This is a genomic window from Pseudohalocynthiibacter aestuariivivens (genome assembly GCF_018457175.1).
In the GTDB taxonomy this organism is placed as follows: Bacteria; Pseudomonadota; Alphaproteobacteria; order Rhodobacterales; family Rhodobacteraceae; genus Pseudohalocynthiibacter; species Pseudohalocynthiibacter aestuariivivens.
In genome coordinates this window covers 41,111-57,051 of sequence record NZ_JAGFNU010000004.1, presented here as the reverse complement: position 1 = coordinate 57,051, position 15,941 = coordinate 41,111, and the positions used below count along the sequence as shown (strand labels likewise).

Below are 15,941 nucleotides of genomic sequence, written 5' to 3'. Positions count from 1 at the left end.
AGGGCGCCCTTTCCGGGCGCCTTCCGAACAATTCGTTTTTACCTTTAAGACGACAAAAAAAACACGAGGGGATGATATGAGCGACGCAACCGATACCGGTCCGGTCCTGGCCGCCGACGGCACACCGCTAAAACGCAGTCTGAATCGTGCTCTGAGACGCGAAAAATTGCGCGCGTTGATGTTGATTGCACCTCTGCTTCTCTTTGTCCTTGTGACGTTTATCGCACCGATTGCGGATATGTTGTTCCGTTCTGTCGAGAATAATATTGTCGAGGATACGCTTCCCCGCACTGTAGTCGCGCTTGAAAGCTGGGACCGAATGACTGGTGAGCCACCAGATGAGGCGGTTTTTGCCGCCTTGGCAGAGGATCTGGTGATTGCGGTCGAGACAAAGACCCACACCCGGCTTGGCTCGCGCCTAAACTATGAAATGACTGGTATATCGTCGCTGTTTCGGAAATCGGGCAGAAGTGTCAAGCGCTGGGACCTTGCAACGGATGGGCCATTTCGCGAGAAATTCATTGAACTCGACGAAGATTGGGCTGATGTCGGAATGTGGGCGATGATCCAGATATATTCGTCTCGCTACACGAGTGGCTACTTCCTGAATTCGGTCGATTTGCAGCTTAGCCCCGACGGCATAGCTGCGCGCGAAGAAGATCAGCGGATTTATATCACACTGTTTAAACGAACAATTTTCATGTCTTTGACGATCATGTTTAGCTGCGTTCTGCTGGGCTATCCAATCGCTTGGCTGCTGGCAAACCTGTCTGCGAAAGCGTCGAACATGTTGCTTATTCTGGTGTTGTTGCCCTTCTGGACATCGCTGCTTGTGCGAACGTCCGCCTGGAAGGTGCTGCTTCAACAACAGGGGGTGATAAATGATGTCCTGGTCTGGGTCGGTCTTGTGGATGATGGAAACAGGCTGATCATGATCAACAACCAGTTTGGTACGATTGTTGCGATGACGCATATTCTATTGCCGTTCATGATCTTGCCGCTTTATTCGGTGATGCAAACTATTCCTCCGACTTACCTTCGCGCCGCAAAATCGCTGGGCGCGACAAACTGGACAGCGTTCTGGCGAGTTTACTTTCCGCAGTCCGTACCGGGGATTGGAGCTGGATGTATCCTCGTCTTCATTCTTTCCATTGGTTACTACATCACGCCTGAACTGGTGGGTGGAACCAAAGGTGTCTTTATCTCGAACCGGATCGCTTACCACATCTCAAGCTCACTTAACTGGGGTCTTGGGGCTGCCTTGGGTACTATCCTGCTGGCGGCGGTTCTCCTTCTTTACTGGGCCTACGATAAGATCGTTGGCATCGACAACGTGAAACTGGGGTGACAAAATGAGCGCTTTACCACCATATGCAACGACGCCCCAGCGGGTCTGGTACTACAGCTTTCGGGTGATTTGCGGGTTGATCTTTTTCTTCCTGATCGCACCGATTGTCGTCATTATCCCGCTAAGCTTTAACGCAGAGGATTTCTTTACCTTTACACCTGAAATGCTGGCGTTTGATCCTGAAGGTTATTCGCTGAAACACTACCAAGATTTCTTCAGCAATTCGGATTGGCAAAATGCGCTTTACAATTCAGTGCGCATTGCTCCGCTGGCAACACTTCTGTCGGTCAGTTTCGGAACATTAGCTGCAATCGGCCTTAGCCAGGACCACGTGCCTTTCCGGCGTGCGATCATGGCGATCCTGATCTCTCCGATGATTGTTCCACTGATCATTTCAGCCGCCGGGATGTATTTCTTTTATTCTCGGATCGGTTTGCAGGGAACTTACATCGGTGTTGTTCTGGCGCATGCTGCTCTTGGCATACCTTTTGTGATCATTACTGTCACGGCAACGCTCGTTGGTTTTGACAGAAGTCTCACACGTGCAGCGGCGAATATGGGTGCGAACCCGGTAACGACCTTTTTCAAGGTTCAGATGCCGCTGATCCTGCCGGGTGTTATTTCTGGTGGACTATTCGCGTTCATCACCTCTTTTGACGAGGTTGTGGTTGTGTTGTTCGTTGGCTCATCTGGCCAGAAAACACTACCCTGGCAGATGTTCACCGGCCTTCGCGAGCAAATCAGCCCGACCATTCTAGCAGTTGCGACGATCCTCGTGGGGATTTCGATCCTGTTGCTTGCAACTGTGGAATTACTTCGCCGCCGGTCCGAGCGCCTGAGGGGTATGTCGCCAACCTAATTGGCTACAAGTACCAAAAAAAAGGCCGGGCAATTGCCCGGCCTTTTTTTTGTTCCTGCATTGTGCATATGCCTTAGCAAGCGTCGGGGCAGTAGCCCGACAGAAAACGGCAAAAAAACCCAGCATTAGGAAGTCGCTTTTGTGCGTTTATAAATTGAATGTGCTGCTAAAGTTTTCCAAGTTAGTCACCGAAGGGTTCAAGGGATGTCATCAGCAAATCTGAATTTTAACCACGAAGAATACAGCGCACGTATTGGCAAGACACGCGCCGCCATGCAAGCGAGGGGCGTTGATGTTCTCATTGTTTCAGACCCTTCGAATATGCACTGGCTGACGGGATATGACGGCTGGTCGTTTTATGTGCACCAAGCGGTTGTTCTGGGCATGGAAGGTGAACCTGTGTGGTGGGGTCGTGCGATGGATGGCCTGGGTGCAAAACTTACCGCATTCATGCAGCACGACAACATTGTCGGCTATGATGATACCTACGTCCAGAACCCTGAAAAACACCCGATGGAAACACTTGCTGCATTGCTGTCAGAGCGCGGTTGGGCGCAGGGAAACATTGGTGTTGAACTCGACAATTACTACTACTCCGCCGCCGCGCACGCGTCGCTTGTCGGGGCGTTGAGCACGGCCGGTTTCAAGGACATGACTGGCCTCGTGAACTGGCAACGCGGCATTAAATCTGAGACTGAAATTTCTTACATGCGCCGTGCCGCGAAGATCGTAGAGGCGATGCATGCAAAAATTATCGAAATCGCAGAACCCGGCATGCGCAAGAATGATCTGGTGGCCGAGATTTACAGGACAGCAGTTCGCGGGGCTGACGGGCACTGGGGAGACTATCCGGCAATTGTGCCTATGGCCCCATCGGGAATGGATGCAACAGCCCCGCATCTGACGTGGGATGATAAACCTCTTAAGGCGGGGGAAAGCACTTTTTTTGAATTGGCAGGTGTTCACAGACGCTACCACGCAACGCAATCGCGCACCCTGTTTTTTGGGGCGCCGCCAAAGAAATATCTTGATTCGGAAAAGGCGGTTCTGGAAGCGGTTGAAGTGGGTCTTGAACAAGCCAAACCCGGAAACTTTGCCGAAGATATCGCGAATGCGTTCAATGCGAAACTGAACCAGCTTGGCTTTGAAAAGGACAGTCGGTGTGGCTATGCGATTGGTCTGTCCTACCCGCCGGACTGGGGTGAAAGAACGGTATCTTTTCGCCGCGGAGACCGTACAGAACTCAAACCCGGAATGACTTTTCACTTTATGCCAGCACTATGGCTTGATGATGGTGGGGTGGAGATAACAGAGCCTATCCTGATCACCGATACAGGGGTGGAATGCCTGTGCGCAACTCCCCGGAAGTTGTTTGTGAAGGATTAAGAGCAGGACCTATAAACTAAGAAAAGCGAAGGGCTGCTATGCGGGACAAAGCGACAATTTTCTGCAAGTGTGTGGATGATCGTTGCGGGCCCATACTGACGCAAAGAGTGAAAAGAGCACCAGCAGAAAGAGTCACCCTGTGCTGCCAATTGGCCGTGCAGGGTTGCCCACTACTACTTGGCCAGGATCGACGTCCTTTGTGACAACGCTACCCGCACCTATGACTGCCCCTTCACCGATTGTAACACCCGCCAGAATGATAGCACCACCACCGACCCAAACCCGTTTGCCGATGTGAACAGGGTGGGCGATCTCTAGTCCTTCAAGGCATCGCTTGATCGGATCCTTATGGTGTTCGGCGCAATAGATTTGTACATTGGGCCCGAGTTGGCACTGATCGCTGATGGTCACTGTGGCACAATCCAGAATGGTGCAGCCCGCATTTAAGAAAACCTTGTCCCCGAGTTCAATGTTGATGCCATAGGCGCAGTGAAACGGTGCTTCGATGATGGCGTTCTTAGCCTTAATGAGTCGGGCAAGTTTCGGTCCGATTGCCCCCCGGTCTTCTAAAGGCAGAGTATTGTGCTGATGCACCGCTGACCGCGCCTTGACCCGAAGCGCCTCTAGCTCGTCATCAAGACAGGTGTACCATTTGCCCGCCGCCATTTTCTGTCGCTCTGTCATTATATCCCAATCCTAATAAAAATGAATCCAAGAACTGCGCTAACAATGCTGATGAACATCAGTGTTTCGTAACGTAGGCCAAGAACTTTAGCTTCCCTGTTGCCAAAAATAAATGAAAGCCAGTGTGCCGAGAATATCAGCGAGATCAAAATTTGAAGTAAGCCGATCATGGATACCCTGCCTATAGATAACTGAAGTTTTTCAAGCGAATCTACGAGTTCAAATGGAACAAGAAACGGTGGTTTTTGTCGCGAACAATCTAAAGCTGAAAGATCAAGCGCTTCGCTATTACGAAAACTCGCGACAAAACGGGTGGTGTTTTGAAAGGTTTTAGGGCGGCATTTTGAAAGCAGACGTTAGCTACGCTTTAACTAATTAGAAAGTATGGGATCGTAACTGTCATCTGGCTCCTTCAATCAGTTCATAAATTCTGACCCTGAGCTAGTTCAGCCCTCTAGTGGCGTTATGTTTCCATCTTTGGAAAGTTGCGCGCGAGTGAACCCGCGCGCCTATTTTCTCAGATTATGTTGGCTTCGGGCCCGTAAGCGAAACCTGTAATGTTTTCTGCACCATCGTCGCCAACAATCAGAATGTCGTGCTCGCGGTAACCACCGGCGCCGGCAGTTCCTTCGGGAACCCAAAGCATTGGCTCCATTGAAACAACCATTCCGGGTTCCAGAACCGTATCAATGTCTTCACGCAGCTCAAGCCCGGCCTCGCGGCCATAGTAGTGCGAAAGAACACCAAACGAATGACCATAGCCAAATGATCTGTACTGAAGAAGGTTTTCGTCAGCCAGAAAACGGTTCAGCTCATCACAGATTGCAGAGCATGTAACACCCGGGCGGATAAGCGACAAGCCCAGTTCATGTGTTGCGACGTTGGCTTTCCACAGGCGCAGGCTTTCTGCATCAGGCTCGCCCAGAAACAGGGTGCGTTCCAGCGCGGTGTAATAGCCAGAGATCATCGGAAAGGTGTTGAGGCTCAGGATGTCGCCTTGTTCCAGCGCGCGGGTGGTCACGGGGTTATGCGCGCCGTCTGTGTTTAAACCAGACTGAAACCAAACCCAGTTATCGCGGATTTCACTGTTAGGGTGCGAACGGGCAATTTCCAGCTCCATCGCGTTGCGCCCTGCCATGGCGATATCGATCTCGCGTGCGCCTTCGCGGATTGCGGCACGGATTGCGTCACCGCCAATGTCTGCTACACGCGCACCTTCGCGGATCAGGACAATCTCTTCAGCCGATTTATGCATACGCGCTGCCATTGTGTCGCCAGCAATGTCGACAAGTTCTGTGTTGCCCAAAAACTCTTTCAGCGTTGCACGACTTGTCAGTGTCATATGGTCGTTTTCAACGCCGATACGGCCAGCAGACCCGACGAGCGATGCAACCGCACGCCAGTAATTATTGCGCTTCCAGTCGGTGTAAATCACGTTTTCACCGAAACAACGCCGCCAGGGTTGGCCCGCGTCGATATTGGCCGAAACGGTTGTGATTGCGTCCTGCGTGACAACGCAGGCATAGGGCCGGCCAAAGCTACAATACAGAAAGCCAGTGTAGTAAGCGATGTTGTGCATTGAGGTAAGCAGAACGGCAGGCACATCTTTTGCGGCCATGATTTTGCGCAGGCCGGCAACGCGGCGTTCATATTCAGCGTTCGAAAACGGCAGCGGGGCTTTGTCACCGTTGTGACACGTGAACATTTCAGGTCTTGAGTTAATATCCATCGTCATTTCCTATCCAAAAGCCGGACGGAAATTCACGCCCAGCAAACACACCCCGGCGTGCAGGATGGTTGGTACATCAGTGCGATGACCACGGTGTGAATAGGATTGGATGCAACGACGCCATCGTTGCCCACACCGCACTGTCGGATTATATTTGAGCAGCTAGTCTGTCAAATAAAATGATGCTGTTGATTGAGATTTACAGCATCAAAAGTGTTGTCACCTCAATCTGCTGTCAGTGCCGTATCAAAACTGTCGCCTGGCGTCGTTAAACGCACGTGCCGCATGAATGCCCTCGCGACGCGGGAAAGCGGCCGATGGTCAGAGACGGCAAAATAAGTGCGATATTGCAAAGGGGGCTCAAACAGGCGCACTGCCAGGTCTTGCTCATTTGCTTGAATGGCGGGAAACGGGCTGACGACGGCCAACCCCAGCCCGGCACGCACCATTTCGATTGCGGCAACTGTTGTACCAGTTTCAGCAACAACATGAGCCTTGGCGCCAACTTCGGCGATGGCGCGCTCAAGCTGCGCGCGTCGTGCATGACGCGAGGACAGGGCGACAATATCCTGACCATCAAGGTCCTCGGGACGAATGATTTTCTTTTTTGCAAGCGGGTGATCTGGCTTCATGACGCAAACGGTTTGGGAGTTGCGAAAGGGGATAAGGTTCAACCCGGTTCGCGTAAGCTCGACACCTGTGATGCCAAGGTCGAACCGATTGTCCAGAATACCTGTGACCACTTCATCAGATGTTCCAATTTCAAAGCTGATAAAGATATTGGGGTTAGCTTTCAGAAAGCTGGCGACACGTGTCACCAGAAACCGGTGTGCATAGGTCGGGGGCGCGATAAGCTTCAGCGTTTCCTGTCTTTGGTCATTCTCTCCGTCAATCTGGTCCAGCGCGACAAACAGATCGTCAAGCCGCGCATTTAGCTGGATCGCTTCGTCCGTGGGGCGCAACCGGCCGGATTCTCGCTGAAACAGTGTTTTACCTAACCTTGTTTCAAGACTGGAAATCGACCGGCTGATTGCCGATTGCGTAAGGCCAAGCCGCCTGGCAGCAGAGGTTGTTGAACCACCAGAGATAGTTGCACGCAGAGCCTGATATTCTCTTACGCTGTGCCAGTTTTTCCGCATTTTCCACGCTCCAAAAGCAGTTGGTTTTTAGTCATTGCTCTATGAGTAATACTCATAACTTTGAGACTATTGAATGAAAATCTATCTGTTACACTCATTCTTGTTGAAGTGACGCTTGGGCTGCTGAACGATTCCACATCACATCATTAAAACTGGCTGGCTAAACAACATTGGACGCTGCAATGACTGATATGACCCACCCTCTGGTCTTTGACGGGCACAACGACGTTCTGCTGAAAATCTTCAGGGCAGGGGGTATATCTGCAGTCGATGGCTTTGTTTCGGGGCGTGACGGCGACATTGATTTACCCCGCGCGAAAACGGCTGGTTTTGGCGGCGGTTTCTTTGCCATTTATGTACCGTCTCCGATCGACATGGAATTCAAATACGCGCAGATGACCAAGCCGACCTATGATTTACCGCTGCCAGATCAGATAGGTCGCGCAGAGGCATTGCCGGTTGTTCTGGAACAAGCTGCAATCTTGCTTCGGCTGCAAGAGATAGGCGCACTGACCATATGCAAAACGGCTGCGGAAATTCGAACCTGTCTTCAATCAGGTCAGCTTGCCGCGATCATGCATATCGAGGGTGCGGAAGCGATTGACGCAAATCTTCATGCGCTTGATGTGCTTTATCGGGCTGGGCTCCGTTCCATTGGGCCGGTATGGAGCCGCCCAACAATATTCGGCGAAGGTGTTCCTTTCCGGTTTCCGAGCGACGGCGATATTGGTGGTGGTTTGACCGAACATGGACTGAATCTGGTTGAGCGCTGCAACGAGCTCGGGATCATGATTGATCTTTCGCATCTGAACGAAGCTGGTTTCTGGGACGTTGCCAAGCACAGCAACGCGCCTTTGGTTGCGACCCATTCTAATTGTAACGCGATCAGCCCGCATTCGCGAAACCTGACGAATAAACAATTGGCTGCAATCAAGCAAAGTAATGGTATGGTTGGGCTTAATTTTGCTGTAGCTTTTCTGCGAGAGGACGGCCAGATGCTGCCCGAAGTACCATTGGAAACGATGCTGCGCCACCTTGATCACCTGATTGAAAGCCTTGGTGAGGACCATGTTGGTCTTGGGTCTGATTTTGACGGGGCGGTTGTTCCCGAACAGATCGGCGACATTGCCGGTCTGCCTAAATTGCGAGTAGCAATGGTAAAACACGGCTATAACGAAGCCTTAATAAAAAAACTTTGCCACGAAAACTGGTTGCGTGTTCTGGAAAGAATCTGGGGCGCGTAATAAACCACTCTTCTTTTAACAACAGGAAGGACAAGAAATGATAAACTTTAAACCAATCCTCGCGGGTGCAGTGCTTGCGCTTGCGACGGGGATGACCGCATTGCCTGCGGCGGCGGAAACGCCGGCCAACATGCTTGTGATTGCAAACCGAATAGATGACATAACAACACTTGATCCGGCGCAATCCTTTGAGTTTGCGGGCAGCGACGTTAGCCGAAATGTTTACGGCAAGCTCGTAAACTTTGACCCACTAGACCTGACCGCAGGTTATCAGCCTGATCTCGCGGAAAGCTGGACCGTGTCTGAAGACGGCCGGACCATCACGTTTACCATGCGCGAAGGAGTAACGTTCCATTCCGGCAATCCGGTTACGGCGGCTGATGCTGAGTTTTCACTGCGCCGCGTAATTATCCTGAACAAGACACCAGCGTTCATTCTGACGCAATTTGGCTTTACGCCAGAAAATGTCAGTGAAACGATTGTGGCGGACGGAAACACCCTTTCGATCACCACTGACAAGCGCTATGCGACCTCTTTTGTGCTGAACTGTCTAACGGCTACGATCGGCGGTATCGTTGATATGAAAACCGTGATGGAGCATGAAGTCGACGGTGACATGGGTAACACATGGCTTGCGACGAACACTGCAGGGTCCGGTGCTTACTCTGTCCAAAGCTGGAAGCCAAATGAGTCTGTAACTCTGGTTTCCAACCCTGATTTCTATTTAGGCGCTCCGGCAATGGAACGCGTGATCGTGCGTCACATTCAGGAAAGCGCCACGCAGCGTTTGCTGCTTGAGCAAGGAGATATCGACGTTGCGCGCAACCTGAACCCGGAAGACATTTCAGGTATCACGGGTGTTGATGGGATTGACGTTGATAGCGAACTTCGTGGCCGCCTGATGTATATCTCTCTTAATCAGGCTCACCCTGTGCTTAGCAAACCGGAAGTTCGTGAGGCGATCAAATACCTGATCGACTATGAGGGTATGCAGGACAGCTTCCTGCGTGGTCAATACACGATCCACCAAAACTTTTTGCCTGCGACCTATCTGGGTGCGATTGACGATGCGCCTTACAGCCTGAACGTTGACCGTGCCAAGGAACTTCTTGCCGCCGCTGGTGTTGAAGGTCTGGAAATCGAAGTTGGCGTACGTGAAGCACAAGAGCGGATCGAAATCGCGCAAAGCTTCCAGAACACCATGGCGCTTGCGGGCATCAAGGTGAACATCACCGTCGGTACAGCGAAGCAAATCCTTGGGCGCTACCGTGCTCGTGAGCTTGACGTTTACCTTGGTGCATGGGGTCCGGATTACCCTGACCCGCATACCAACGCAGGTACTTTTGCGTATAACCCTGATAACTCGACCGAAGCAGGTGCAACTGGCCTTTTGGCTTGGCGCAACAGCTGGGACACGGGAGGGCTCACCGAAATGACAGCGGCTGCCGTTGTCGAAGGTGACCGTGACGTGCGGGCGCAAATGTATGGCGACATTCAGCGCAAGTTCCTGGAAATTTCACCGTTTGCGGTCATGTTCCAGAAAATCGAACAGACCGGTCGTCGCTCCAACGTCCAGAACCTAGGCCTCGGCGGCGCTATTACCGCAGTATCCTACTGGCCGGTGACAAAGTAAGTGGCAAATACGACTGATACCTCGAAAGGGCGGAACACTCCGCCCTTTCTACAAGCGCTACTTTCAATTGTACGAATTATAGGCTCCATCGCGATAACGATGCTGGGGCTGTTGTTTATCACTTTCATAATTGGGCGGGTGATGCCGGTTGATCCGGTTTTGTCCATTGTCGGCGAAAGTGCGTCAAAGGAAACATATGACGCGGCGTACAAGGCGATCGGATTGGATAAACCCCTGATCGTGCAGTTCGCAACCTACATCTGGGATGTCATCACTGGCGATTTCGGTGTTTCGCTTCTTAATGCACGTCCTGTAGCCGATGATATTAAACGCGTTTTTCCCGCAACGCTTGAGCTTGCAACCCTCGGCACCCTGATTGGTGTTTTCGTAGGTGTTCCTCTGGGTGTGATTGCGGCGGTCAAGCGCGGTTCCTGGATTGACCAGATCGCACGTGTTCTGGCTCTGGTTGGTTATTCGATGCCGATCTTCTGGCTCGGCCTCGTGTCCCTTCTTATCTTTTACGGAATTCTGGGCTGGGTTGGTGGACCGGGGCGGGTAGGTATCTTTTATGTGGATATCGTTCCCGAAGTGACCGGCATGATCCTTGTCGACAGTCTTCTTGACCGCAACTGGGATGTGTTCCGCGATGCGTTGAGCCACATCATCTTACCTGCACTGCTTCTTGGGTATTACAGTTTGGCTTATATCAGCCGTATGACCCGCAGCTTCATGCTGGAGCAACTGAGCAGTGAGTACATCACGACAGCACGAGTGAAAGGCCTGTCAGAACGCGCTGTGATTTGGCGCCATGCGCTGGGCAATATCAAGGTTCAGCTGATCACAGTGATAGCACTGTCATACGCCGGGTTACTCGAAGGTTCGGTTTTGACCGAAATTATCTTCGCGTGGCCCGGTATCGGCTCGTACATCACAACTGCTTTGCTATCTGCGGATATGAACGCAGTTATGGGTGGAACCGTTGTTGTTGGGCTGGTCTTTGTCTGTCTGAACATTTTCTCGGACCTTCTTTACAAATATTTTGACCCGAGGGCGAAATGAGTCAATCAGAAGCACAAAAACAAACTTTGCGCGAATGGCTTTTGACTGATACGCCGCAGTCGCGCCATCAGGCGCGGATGGTGGCGCTTTATCAGGGGTGGCTCTCATTTAGCACCAACACGATGGCGATGTTCGGCCTTGGCATCCTGATATGTCTTGGTCTGGTTGCGTTGTTTGCACCTTTGATTTCGCCACATGATCCGTTCGCGCAGGAACTTGGAAACAGGCTGCAACCTCTCTGGTCCGAGGGTCACGTGTTTGGCACGGATTCCCTTGGCCGTGATATTCTGAGCCGTCTTATCTATGGCTCGCGGATTACGCTGTATATTGTTGCTTTAGTAGCGCTGATCGCGCCAGTTGCGGGTTTGCTGGTGGGGACGGTTGCGGGGTATTCTGGTGGGTGGCTCGATGTGATCCTTATGCGGATCACCGATATTTTCCTTGCTTTTCCACGCCTTGTCTTGGCGCTGGCCTTTGTTGCAGCACTTGGTGCAGGGATTGAAAATGCTGTCCTTGCAATCTCGCTTACGGCCTGGCCGCCCTATGCGCGAATCGCGCGGGCTGAAACGCTGACCATTCGTAACTCCGACTATATCAGTGCCGTGAAGCTGCAAGGGGCCGGGGCGACACGGATTGTAACGAAACACATCTGGCCGCTTTGTATTTCGTCGCTGATTGTGCGGGTTACACTCGATATGGCGGGTATTATTCTAGCAGCCGCGGGGCTTGGTTTCCTTGGCCTTGGCGCGCAACCGCCGAGCCCTGAGTGGGGCGCCATGATATCAGAAGGCAGACGGTTCATCCTTGATCACTGGTGGGTTGCCACCATTCCTGGGCTTGCGATTTTTACGGTCAGTCTTGCGTTTAACCTGCTTGGTGATGGTTTGCGGGATGTGCTTGATCCAAAGGATGGTGGATCATGAACCTGCTTGATGTGGAAAACCTTTGGGTGAAGTTTCCTACCCGCAACGGTGTTTTTGATGCGGTTCGTGGAGTGTCTTTTACCCTTGGTCAGGAACGCCTTGGTATTGTTGGTGAAAGCGGTTCCGGTAAATCAATGACCGGCCGCGCAATTCTGCGCCTGATCCGACCACCGGGTCAGGTAACGGCTGAACGTATCGCGGTTGAAGGCGACGACATTATGGCGATGAGCGAAAAGGAAATGCGCTCGGTTCGCGGGCAGCGCATTTCGATGGTGATGCAAGACCCTAAGTTTTCGCTCAATCCCGTGATGCGCGTCGGAGACCAGATTGTGGAGGCATACGCGATCCACGCCAAGTCAACCAAGGCAGATGCAAAACGCAAGGCAATGGAGATGCTCGAAGCTGTTTCGATCCGCGATCCGGAGCGGGTCTACCGTTCATATCCGCATGAATTGTCAGGTGGCATGGGCCAGCGGGTGATGATTGCGATGATGATGGTGCCCGACCCCAGAATTCTGATTGCGGACGAGCCGACATCGGCCCTTGATGTTTCCGTGCAAACCCAGGTGCTGCGGATCATGGACAAGCTGGTGCAGGAACGCGGCATGGGGCTGATTTTCATCAGCCATGATCTTAATCTTGTGTCGTCTTTCTGTGATCGGGTTTTGATCATGTATGGTGGCCGGATTGTTGAGACCTGCGTGGCGGACAAACTGCACGAGGCGCAACACCCCTATACGCGTGGTTTGCTGAATTCGCTGCCGCGACTGGACGTAAAACAAGAGCGTCTCGCGGTGTTGGAACGCGATGCAACATGGCGCGATACAGACAGCGTGAGCGGGGCGCGATGAACGGAATCTCAGTAAAAAACCTGAAAGTCTGGTTCGGATCAGGAAAAGACCGGATCGATGCTGTTAAAGACGCAACATTTGATGTTCCAAAGGGCGAGAGCTTTGGCCTCGTCGGGGAAAGCGGGTCTGGTAAATCTACCATTCTGCGCGCCATAACTGAACTTGCCCCTAATTGGTCCGGCGCAATTCATGTTGCTGGAAAGACCTTGGATCACACCCGGGACAACGAATTTTACAAGACTCTGCAAATGGTCTTTCAGGATCCCTATGCATCGCTTCATCCGCGTCATTCGGTGGATCAGGTGCTCAGTGAAACGCTTTACCTGCATGGTTTTGACAATATCGAAAAACGAATTGTAACCCTGCTTGATGATGTTGGGTTGGGGCCATCTTTCCGGTTCCGCTATCCGCACCAGCTGTCTGGTGGGCAACGTCAAAGGGTGGCGATTGCACGTGCTTTGGCGCCGGAGCCATCGTTTCTGTTGCTGGATGAGCCAACCTCGGCGCTCGATGTGTCGGTACAGGCGGAGATACTGAACCTGCTCACGGACCTTAGGGCAGAACACGGCCTGACATATCTGATGGTGTCACATGATCTTGCGGTCGTTGGGCACATGTGTTCACGTATTGCCGTGATGCAGCTTGGCGAAATTGTTGAAGTGATGACGGCCGAAGATATGCGGGCAATGCGCCCAAGCCATCCGTACACGAAACACTTGCTTGAGGCGTCAATCGGCTACAGCCGTGAGGCTGCCGCCGATATCGTTGCCTAAGACTTACTCTGCCACCGCGTTGTGGGTGAACAGCGTTTCACCATTTATTGTGTAGCCATCAATCAAAACGCGCGCACGGTCACTGACCAGCCATTCCTCCAGAGCATTCGCAAGGTCGTTTTTTACGTGCGTGTGCAGCTTCGGGTTCACTGGTATAATTGCGTACTGATTGAACAGAACCGGATCGCCCGAGAACAGCAAAGCCAGATCGCCCTTGTTACCAAAGTTAAGCCAGCTTGCCCGGTCTGACATGACGTAGGCATTCATGCCGCTAGCGGTATTCAGTGTCGCGCCCATACCTGCGCCAACCGAACGGTACCAGCTTTCAAATGTACTGTCGTCAAGACCTGCGCTGGCCCAAAGCGCACGCTCTTTCTTATGTGTTCCGCTGTCGTCACCGCGGCTGACGAAAGGCGTTTCTGCATAGGAAATGAGCGTCAGGGCAGACGCCGCATTCTCGGCAGAACCAATTTTTGCGGGGTCGTCATTGGGGCCGATCAGCACAAAGTCATTATACATAATCTCGCGTCGGTGGGTTCCATACCCGGCCTCCAGGAAGGCGTCTTCAGCCTTGCGGGAATGCACGAGAATTGCGTCAACATCCCCGGCCTCACCCAGGCGTAATGCCTGACCCGTGCCAACCACCAAAAGCTGAACGTCAAGCCCGATATCTTCTGCGATTGCAGGCAACAGGATATCTGAGAGGCCAGAGTTGTGAAAAGAAGTCGTTACCGCAACTTTAATTTCTTCTGCTATGGCGATTGATGCTGACATGACAAATGCGGTTGCCAGCGCAATTTTAGAAAATCTCATTCCAATATGTCTCCTCGTAAAAAGGCTTGGGCTTCGTGGGTTTTGGGTGCTGAAAAAAATGTTTCAGCCGATCCATATTCGTGGATCATACCCTTGTAAAGAAACGCTATCTCTGTTGATAAGCGCTTCGCCTGACCCATATCATGGGTCGCCATCACGATTCTGGTTCCTGCCCGGTACGCCTCCAGTAAAATGGTTTCGATTTCGCGGGTTGCCCGACCGTCAAGATTCGCGCAGGGCTCATCCAGGAATAAAATTTCTGGTTTGCGGATCAATGCGCGCGCGAGTGCAAGTTTTTGCTTTTCGCCCCCTGACAGAACCGTTGCAGGGCGATCAAGCGCCTCGCCTAGACCAAGACGGGTTGCCCATTCTGCTGCGCGCGCGCGTGCAGCTTTTCTGCCCGTTCCAGTCAGAAGCAACGGGTAAGCAATACAGTCTACGACACGTCGGCGCATCATGATCGGGGTCTGAAAGACATAGGCCTGTTGTCGTTGCGCCTCTGCTTGCGAAACGTTCCAGCGAACACCGCCTTTGGAAACGCGCCCCAAGCCATGCATGAGTTGAAGAAAACTCGTCTTACCAGACCCATTCGGCCCGATCACAATGGTAAACCCTTTGGCCCCAACCGTCAGGTCTACGGGACCGATAAGGGTTTTGCCCCGCTTTCGGGTCGCTGCACCTGTTAGCACCAAAGGCAGGATTGATTTCACCATCTTCCTCCCTGTTCTGTACGCGACAAAATGTGGATTGCCAGGTTAAGAACGATGGCCAAACCGATCAGGATGAACCCAAGCCCAAGCGCGAGCGCGAAGTCGCCTTTGCCTGTCTCAAGCGCGATGGCGGTTGTCAGAACGCGTGTTGCGTGATCAATGTTTCCACCAACAATCATGATCGCACCAACTTCGCCAATTGCGCGCCCAAACCCAGCCAATGCTGCCGTCAGCAAGGCGCGCCTTCCGTCCCATATCAGTGTCATGATTCTTTGACGTTTCGTTGTGTTCAGAGACAGCAAAAGATCATGGTATTCTGCCCAGAGTTCCCGGATTGCCTGATGGGCGATAGACGCAATAAGCGGCGTTATAATTATCACTTGCGCGATGATCATCACCGTTGGCGTGAACAAAAGCCCCAATACGCCGAATGGCCCGGAACGTGAAAACAGAATATAGACAAAAAGCCCGACAACAACGGGTGGCAGCCCCATCAGGGCGTTAAGCACAGCAATCGTGTAACGCCGCATTCTAAAGCGATTTACCGCAAGCCATGCACCAAAGGGCAAACCCAGCAACGAACCGATGGCGACTGCACTTAGCGTCACCTGAAACGACCGCAGGGTGATTTCTGCAAGTTCACCGTCAAAGGTAATGATAAGGCGAAACGCGGCGCTTAATCCTTGCAGAATGTCATTCATTTAAAGCGCCGATTACTCTGTTCTGATGTAAGGTCACAATGATCCCGACCAAGTTATTCTACAAGTTAAAATAAAAGATAAAGCCCAAT

14 protein-coding genes and 1 pseudogene are annotated in these 15,941 nt (G+C 52.2%); 9 read left to right on the top strand and 6 right to left on the bottom strand.

Going from position 1 to position 15,941, the window contains the following annotated elements:
* Positions 1-76 precede the first annotated feature (76 nt).
* From J4E70_RS07670 to doeA, 3 genes and pseudogenes are all read left to right on the top strand, one after another.
* Positions 77-1,348, top strand: coding sequence for an ABC transporter permease (locus tag J4E70_RS07670; protein ID WP_213888512.1), 1,272 nt, complete (start codon positions 77-79; stop codon positions 1,346-1,348).
* Positions 1,349-1,361: 13 nt separating this feature from the next.
* Positions 1,362-2,207 (top strand): annotated as a pseudogene (locus J4E70_RS07665) (ABC transporter permease); the annotation flags it as partial.
* A 204-nt stretch (positions 2,208-2,411) separates the two neighbouring features.
* The gene (gene doeA, locus J4E70_RS07660; RefSeq protein ID WP_213888510.1) at positions 2,412-3,593 is read left to right on the top strand and encodes an ectoine hydrolase DoeA; all 1,182 of its coding nucleotides are present in this window, start codon (positions 2,412-2,414) and stop codon (positions 3,591-3,593) included.
* A gap of 132 nt (positions 3,594-3,725) precedes the next feature.
* Here doeA and J4E70_RS07655 read toward each other — a convergent pair whose 3' ends face one another.
* The 3 genes from J4E70_RS07655 to J4E70_RS07645 all read right to left on the bottom strand — a co-directional run bounded on the left by J4E70_RS07655 (position 3,726) and on the right by J4E70_RS07645 (position 7,145).
* The gene (locus J4E70_RS07655) at positions 3,726-4,277 is read right to left on the bottom strand and encodes a sugar O-acetyltransferase (RefSeq protein ID WP_213888509.1); all 552 of its coding nucleotides are present in this window, start codon (positions 4,275-4,277) and stop codon (positions 3,726-3,728) included.
* Between the two features lie 517 nt (positions 4,278-4,794).
* Positions 4,795-6,006: an aminopeptidase P family protein gene (locus J4E70_RS07650; protein WP_377608075.1), complete on the bottom strand. Its 1,212-nt coding sequence runs from the start codon at positions 6,004-6,006 to the stop codon at positions 4,795-4,797.
* 224 nt (positions 6,007-6,230) lie between these two features.
* Positions 6,231-7,145, bottom strand: a complete 915-nt coding sequence (locus J4E70_RS07645; RefSeq protein ID WP_213888507.1) for a LysR family transcriptional regulator — start codon at positions 7,143-7,145, stop codon at positions 6,231-6,233.
* 191 nt (positions 7,146-7,336) lie between these two features.
* Here J4E70_RS07645 and J4E70_RS07640 point away from each other — a divergent pair, with 191 nt between their 5' ends.
* From J4E70_RS07640 to J4E70_RS07615, 6 genes are read left to right on the top strand one after another with little or no spacing between them, the layout of a single operon-like run.
* The gene (locus J4E70_RS07640) at positions 7,337-8,389 is read left to right on the top strand and encodes a dipeptidase (RefSeq protein WP_213888730.1); all 1,053 of its coding nucleotides are present in this window, start codon (positions 7,337-7,339) and stop codon (positions 8,387-8,389) included.
* A 37-nt stretch (positions 8,390-8,426) separates the two neighbouring features.
* Complete coding sequence (locus J4E70_RS07635; RefSeq protein WP_213888506.1) at positions 8,427-10,022, top strand: ABC transporter substrate-binding protein; 1,596 nt, start codon at positions 8,427-8,429, stop codon at positions 10,020-10,022.
* Positions 10,023-11,081 (top strand): ABC transporter permease, encoded by a 1,059-nt coding sequence (locus J4E70_RS07630; protein WP_377608072.1) that lies wholly within the window; start codon positions 10,023-10,025, stop codon positions 11,079-11,081. It begins immediately after the preceding gene.
* Complete coding sequence (gene nikC, locus J4E70_RS07625) at positions 11,078-12,004, top strand: nickel transporter permease (RefSeq protein WP_213888505.1); 927 nt, start codon at positions 11,078-11,080, stop codon at positions 12,002-12,004. The genes J4E70_RS07630 and nikC overlap by 4 nt, the downstream gene beginning before the upstream one ends.
* On the top strand, positions 11,998-12,855 hold the full coding sequence (locus J4E70_RS07620; protein ID WP_213888728.1) for an ABC transporter ATP-binding protein: 858 nt from the start codon (positions 11,998-12,000) through the stop codon (positions 12,853-12,855). Before nikC ends, J4E70_RS07620 begins: the two co-directional genes overlap by 7 nt.
* Positions 12,852-13,628: an ABC transporter ATP-binding protein gene (locus tag J4E70_RS07615; RefSeq protein ID WP_213888504.1), complete on the top strand. Its 777-nt coding sequence runs from the start codon at positions 12,852-12,854 to the stop codon at positions 13,626-13,628. Before J4E70_RS07620 ends, J4E70_RS07615 begins: the two co-directional genes overlap by 4 nt.
* Before the next feature lie 3 nt (positions 13,629-13,631).
* On the opposite strand, the gene J4E70_RS07610 is transcribed toward J4E70_RS07615, so the two are convergent.
* The 3 genes from J4E70_RS07610 to J4E70_RS07600 are packed head-to-tail and all read right to left on the bottom strand — an operon-like array spanning position 13,632 to position 15,852.
* Positions 13,632-14,441 carry an ABC transporter substrate-binding protein gene (locus J4E70_RS07610; RefSeq protein WP_213888503.1) on the bottom strand — a complete coding sequence of 270 codons (810 nt, stop codon included), beginning with the start codon at positions 14,439-14,441 and terminating at the stop codon, positions 13,632-13,634.
* The gene (locus J4E70_RS07605) at positions 14,438-15,154 is read right to left on the bottom strand and encodes an ATP-binding cassette domain-containing protein (RefSeq protein WP_213888502.1); all 717 of its coding nucleotides are present in this window, start codon (positions 15,152-15,154) and stop codon (positions 14,438-14,440) included. Before J4E70_RS07605 ends, J4E70_RS07610 begins: the two co-directional genes overlap by 4 nt.
* A complete protein-coding gene (locus J4E70_RS07600; RefSeq protein ID WP_213888501.1) occupies positions 15,148-15,852 on the bottom strand; it encodes an ABC transporter permease in 705 nt (234 codons plus the stop codon). Before J4E70_RS07600 ends, J4E70_RS07605 begins: the two co-directional genes overlap by 7 nt.
* Positions 15,853-15,941: the final 89 nt, after the last annotated feature.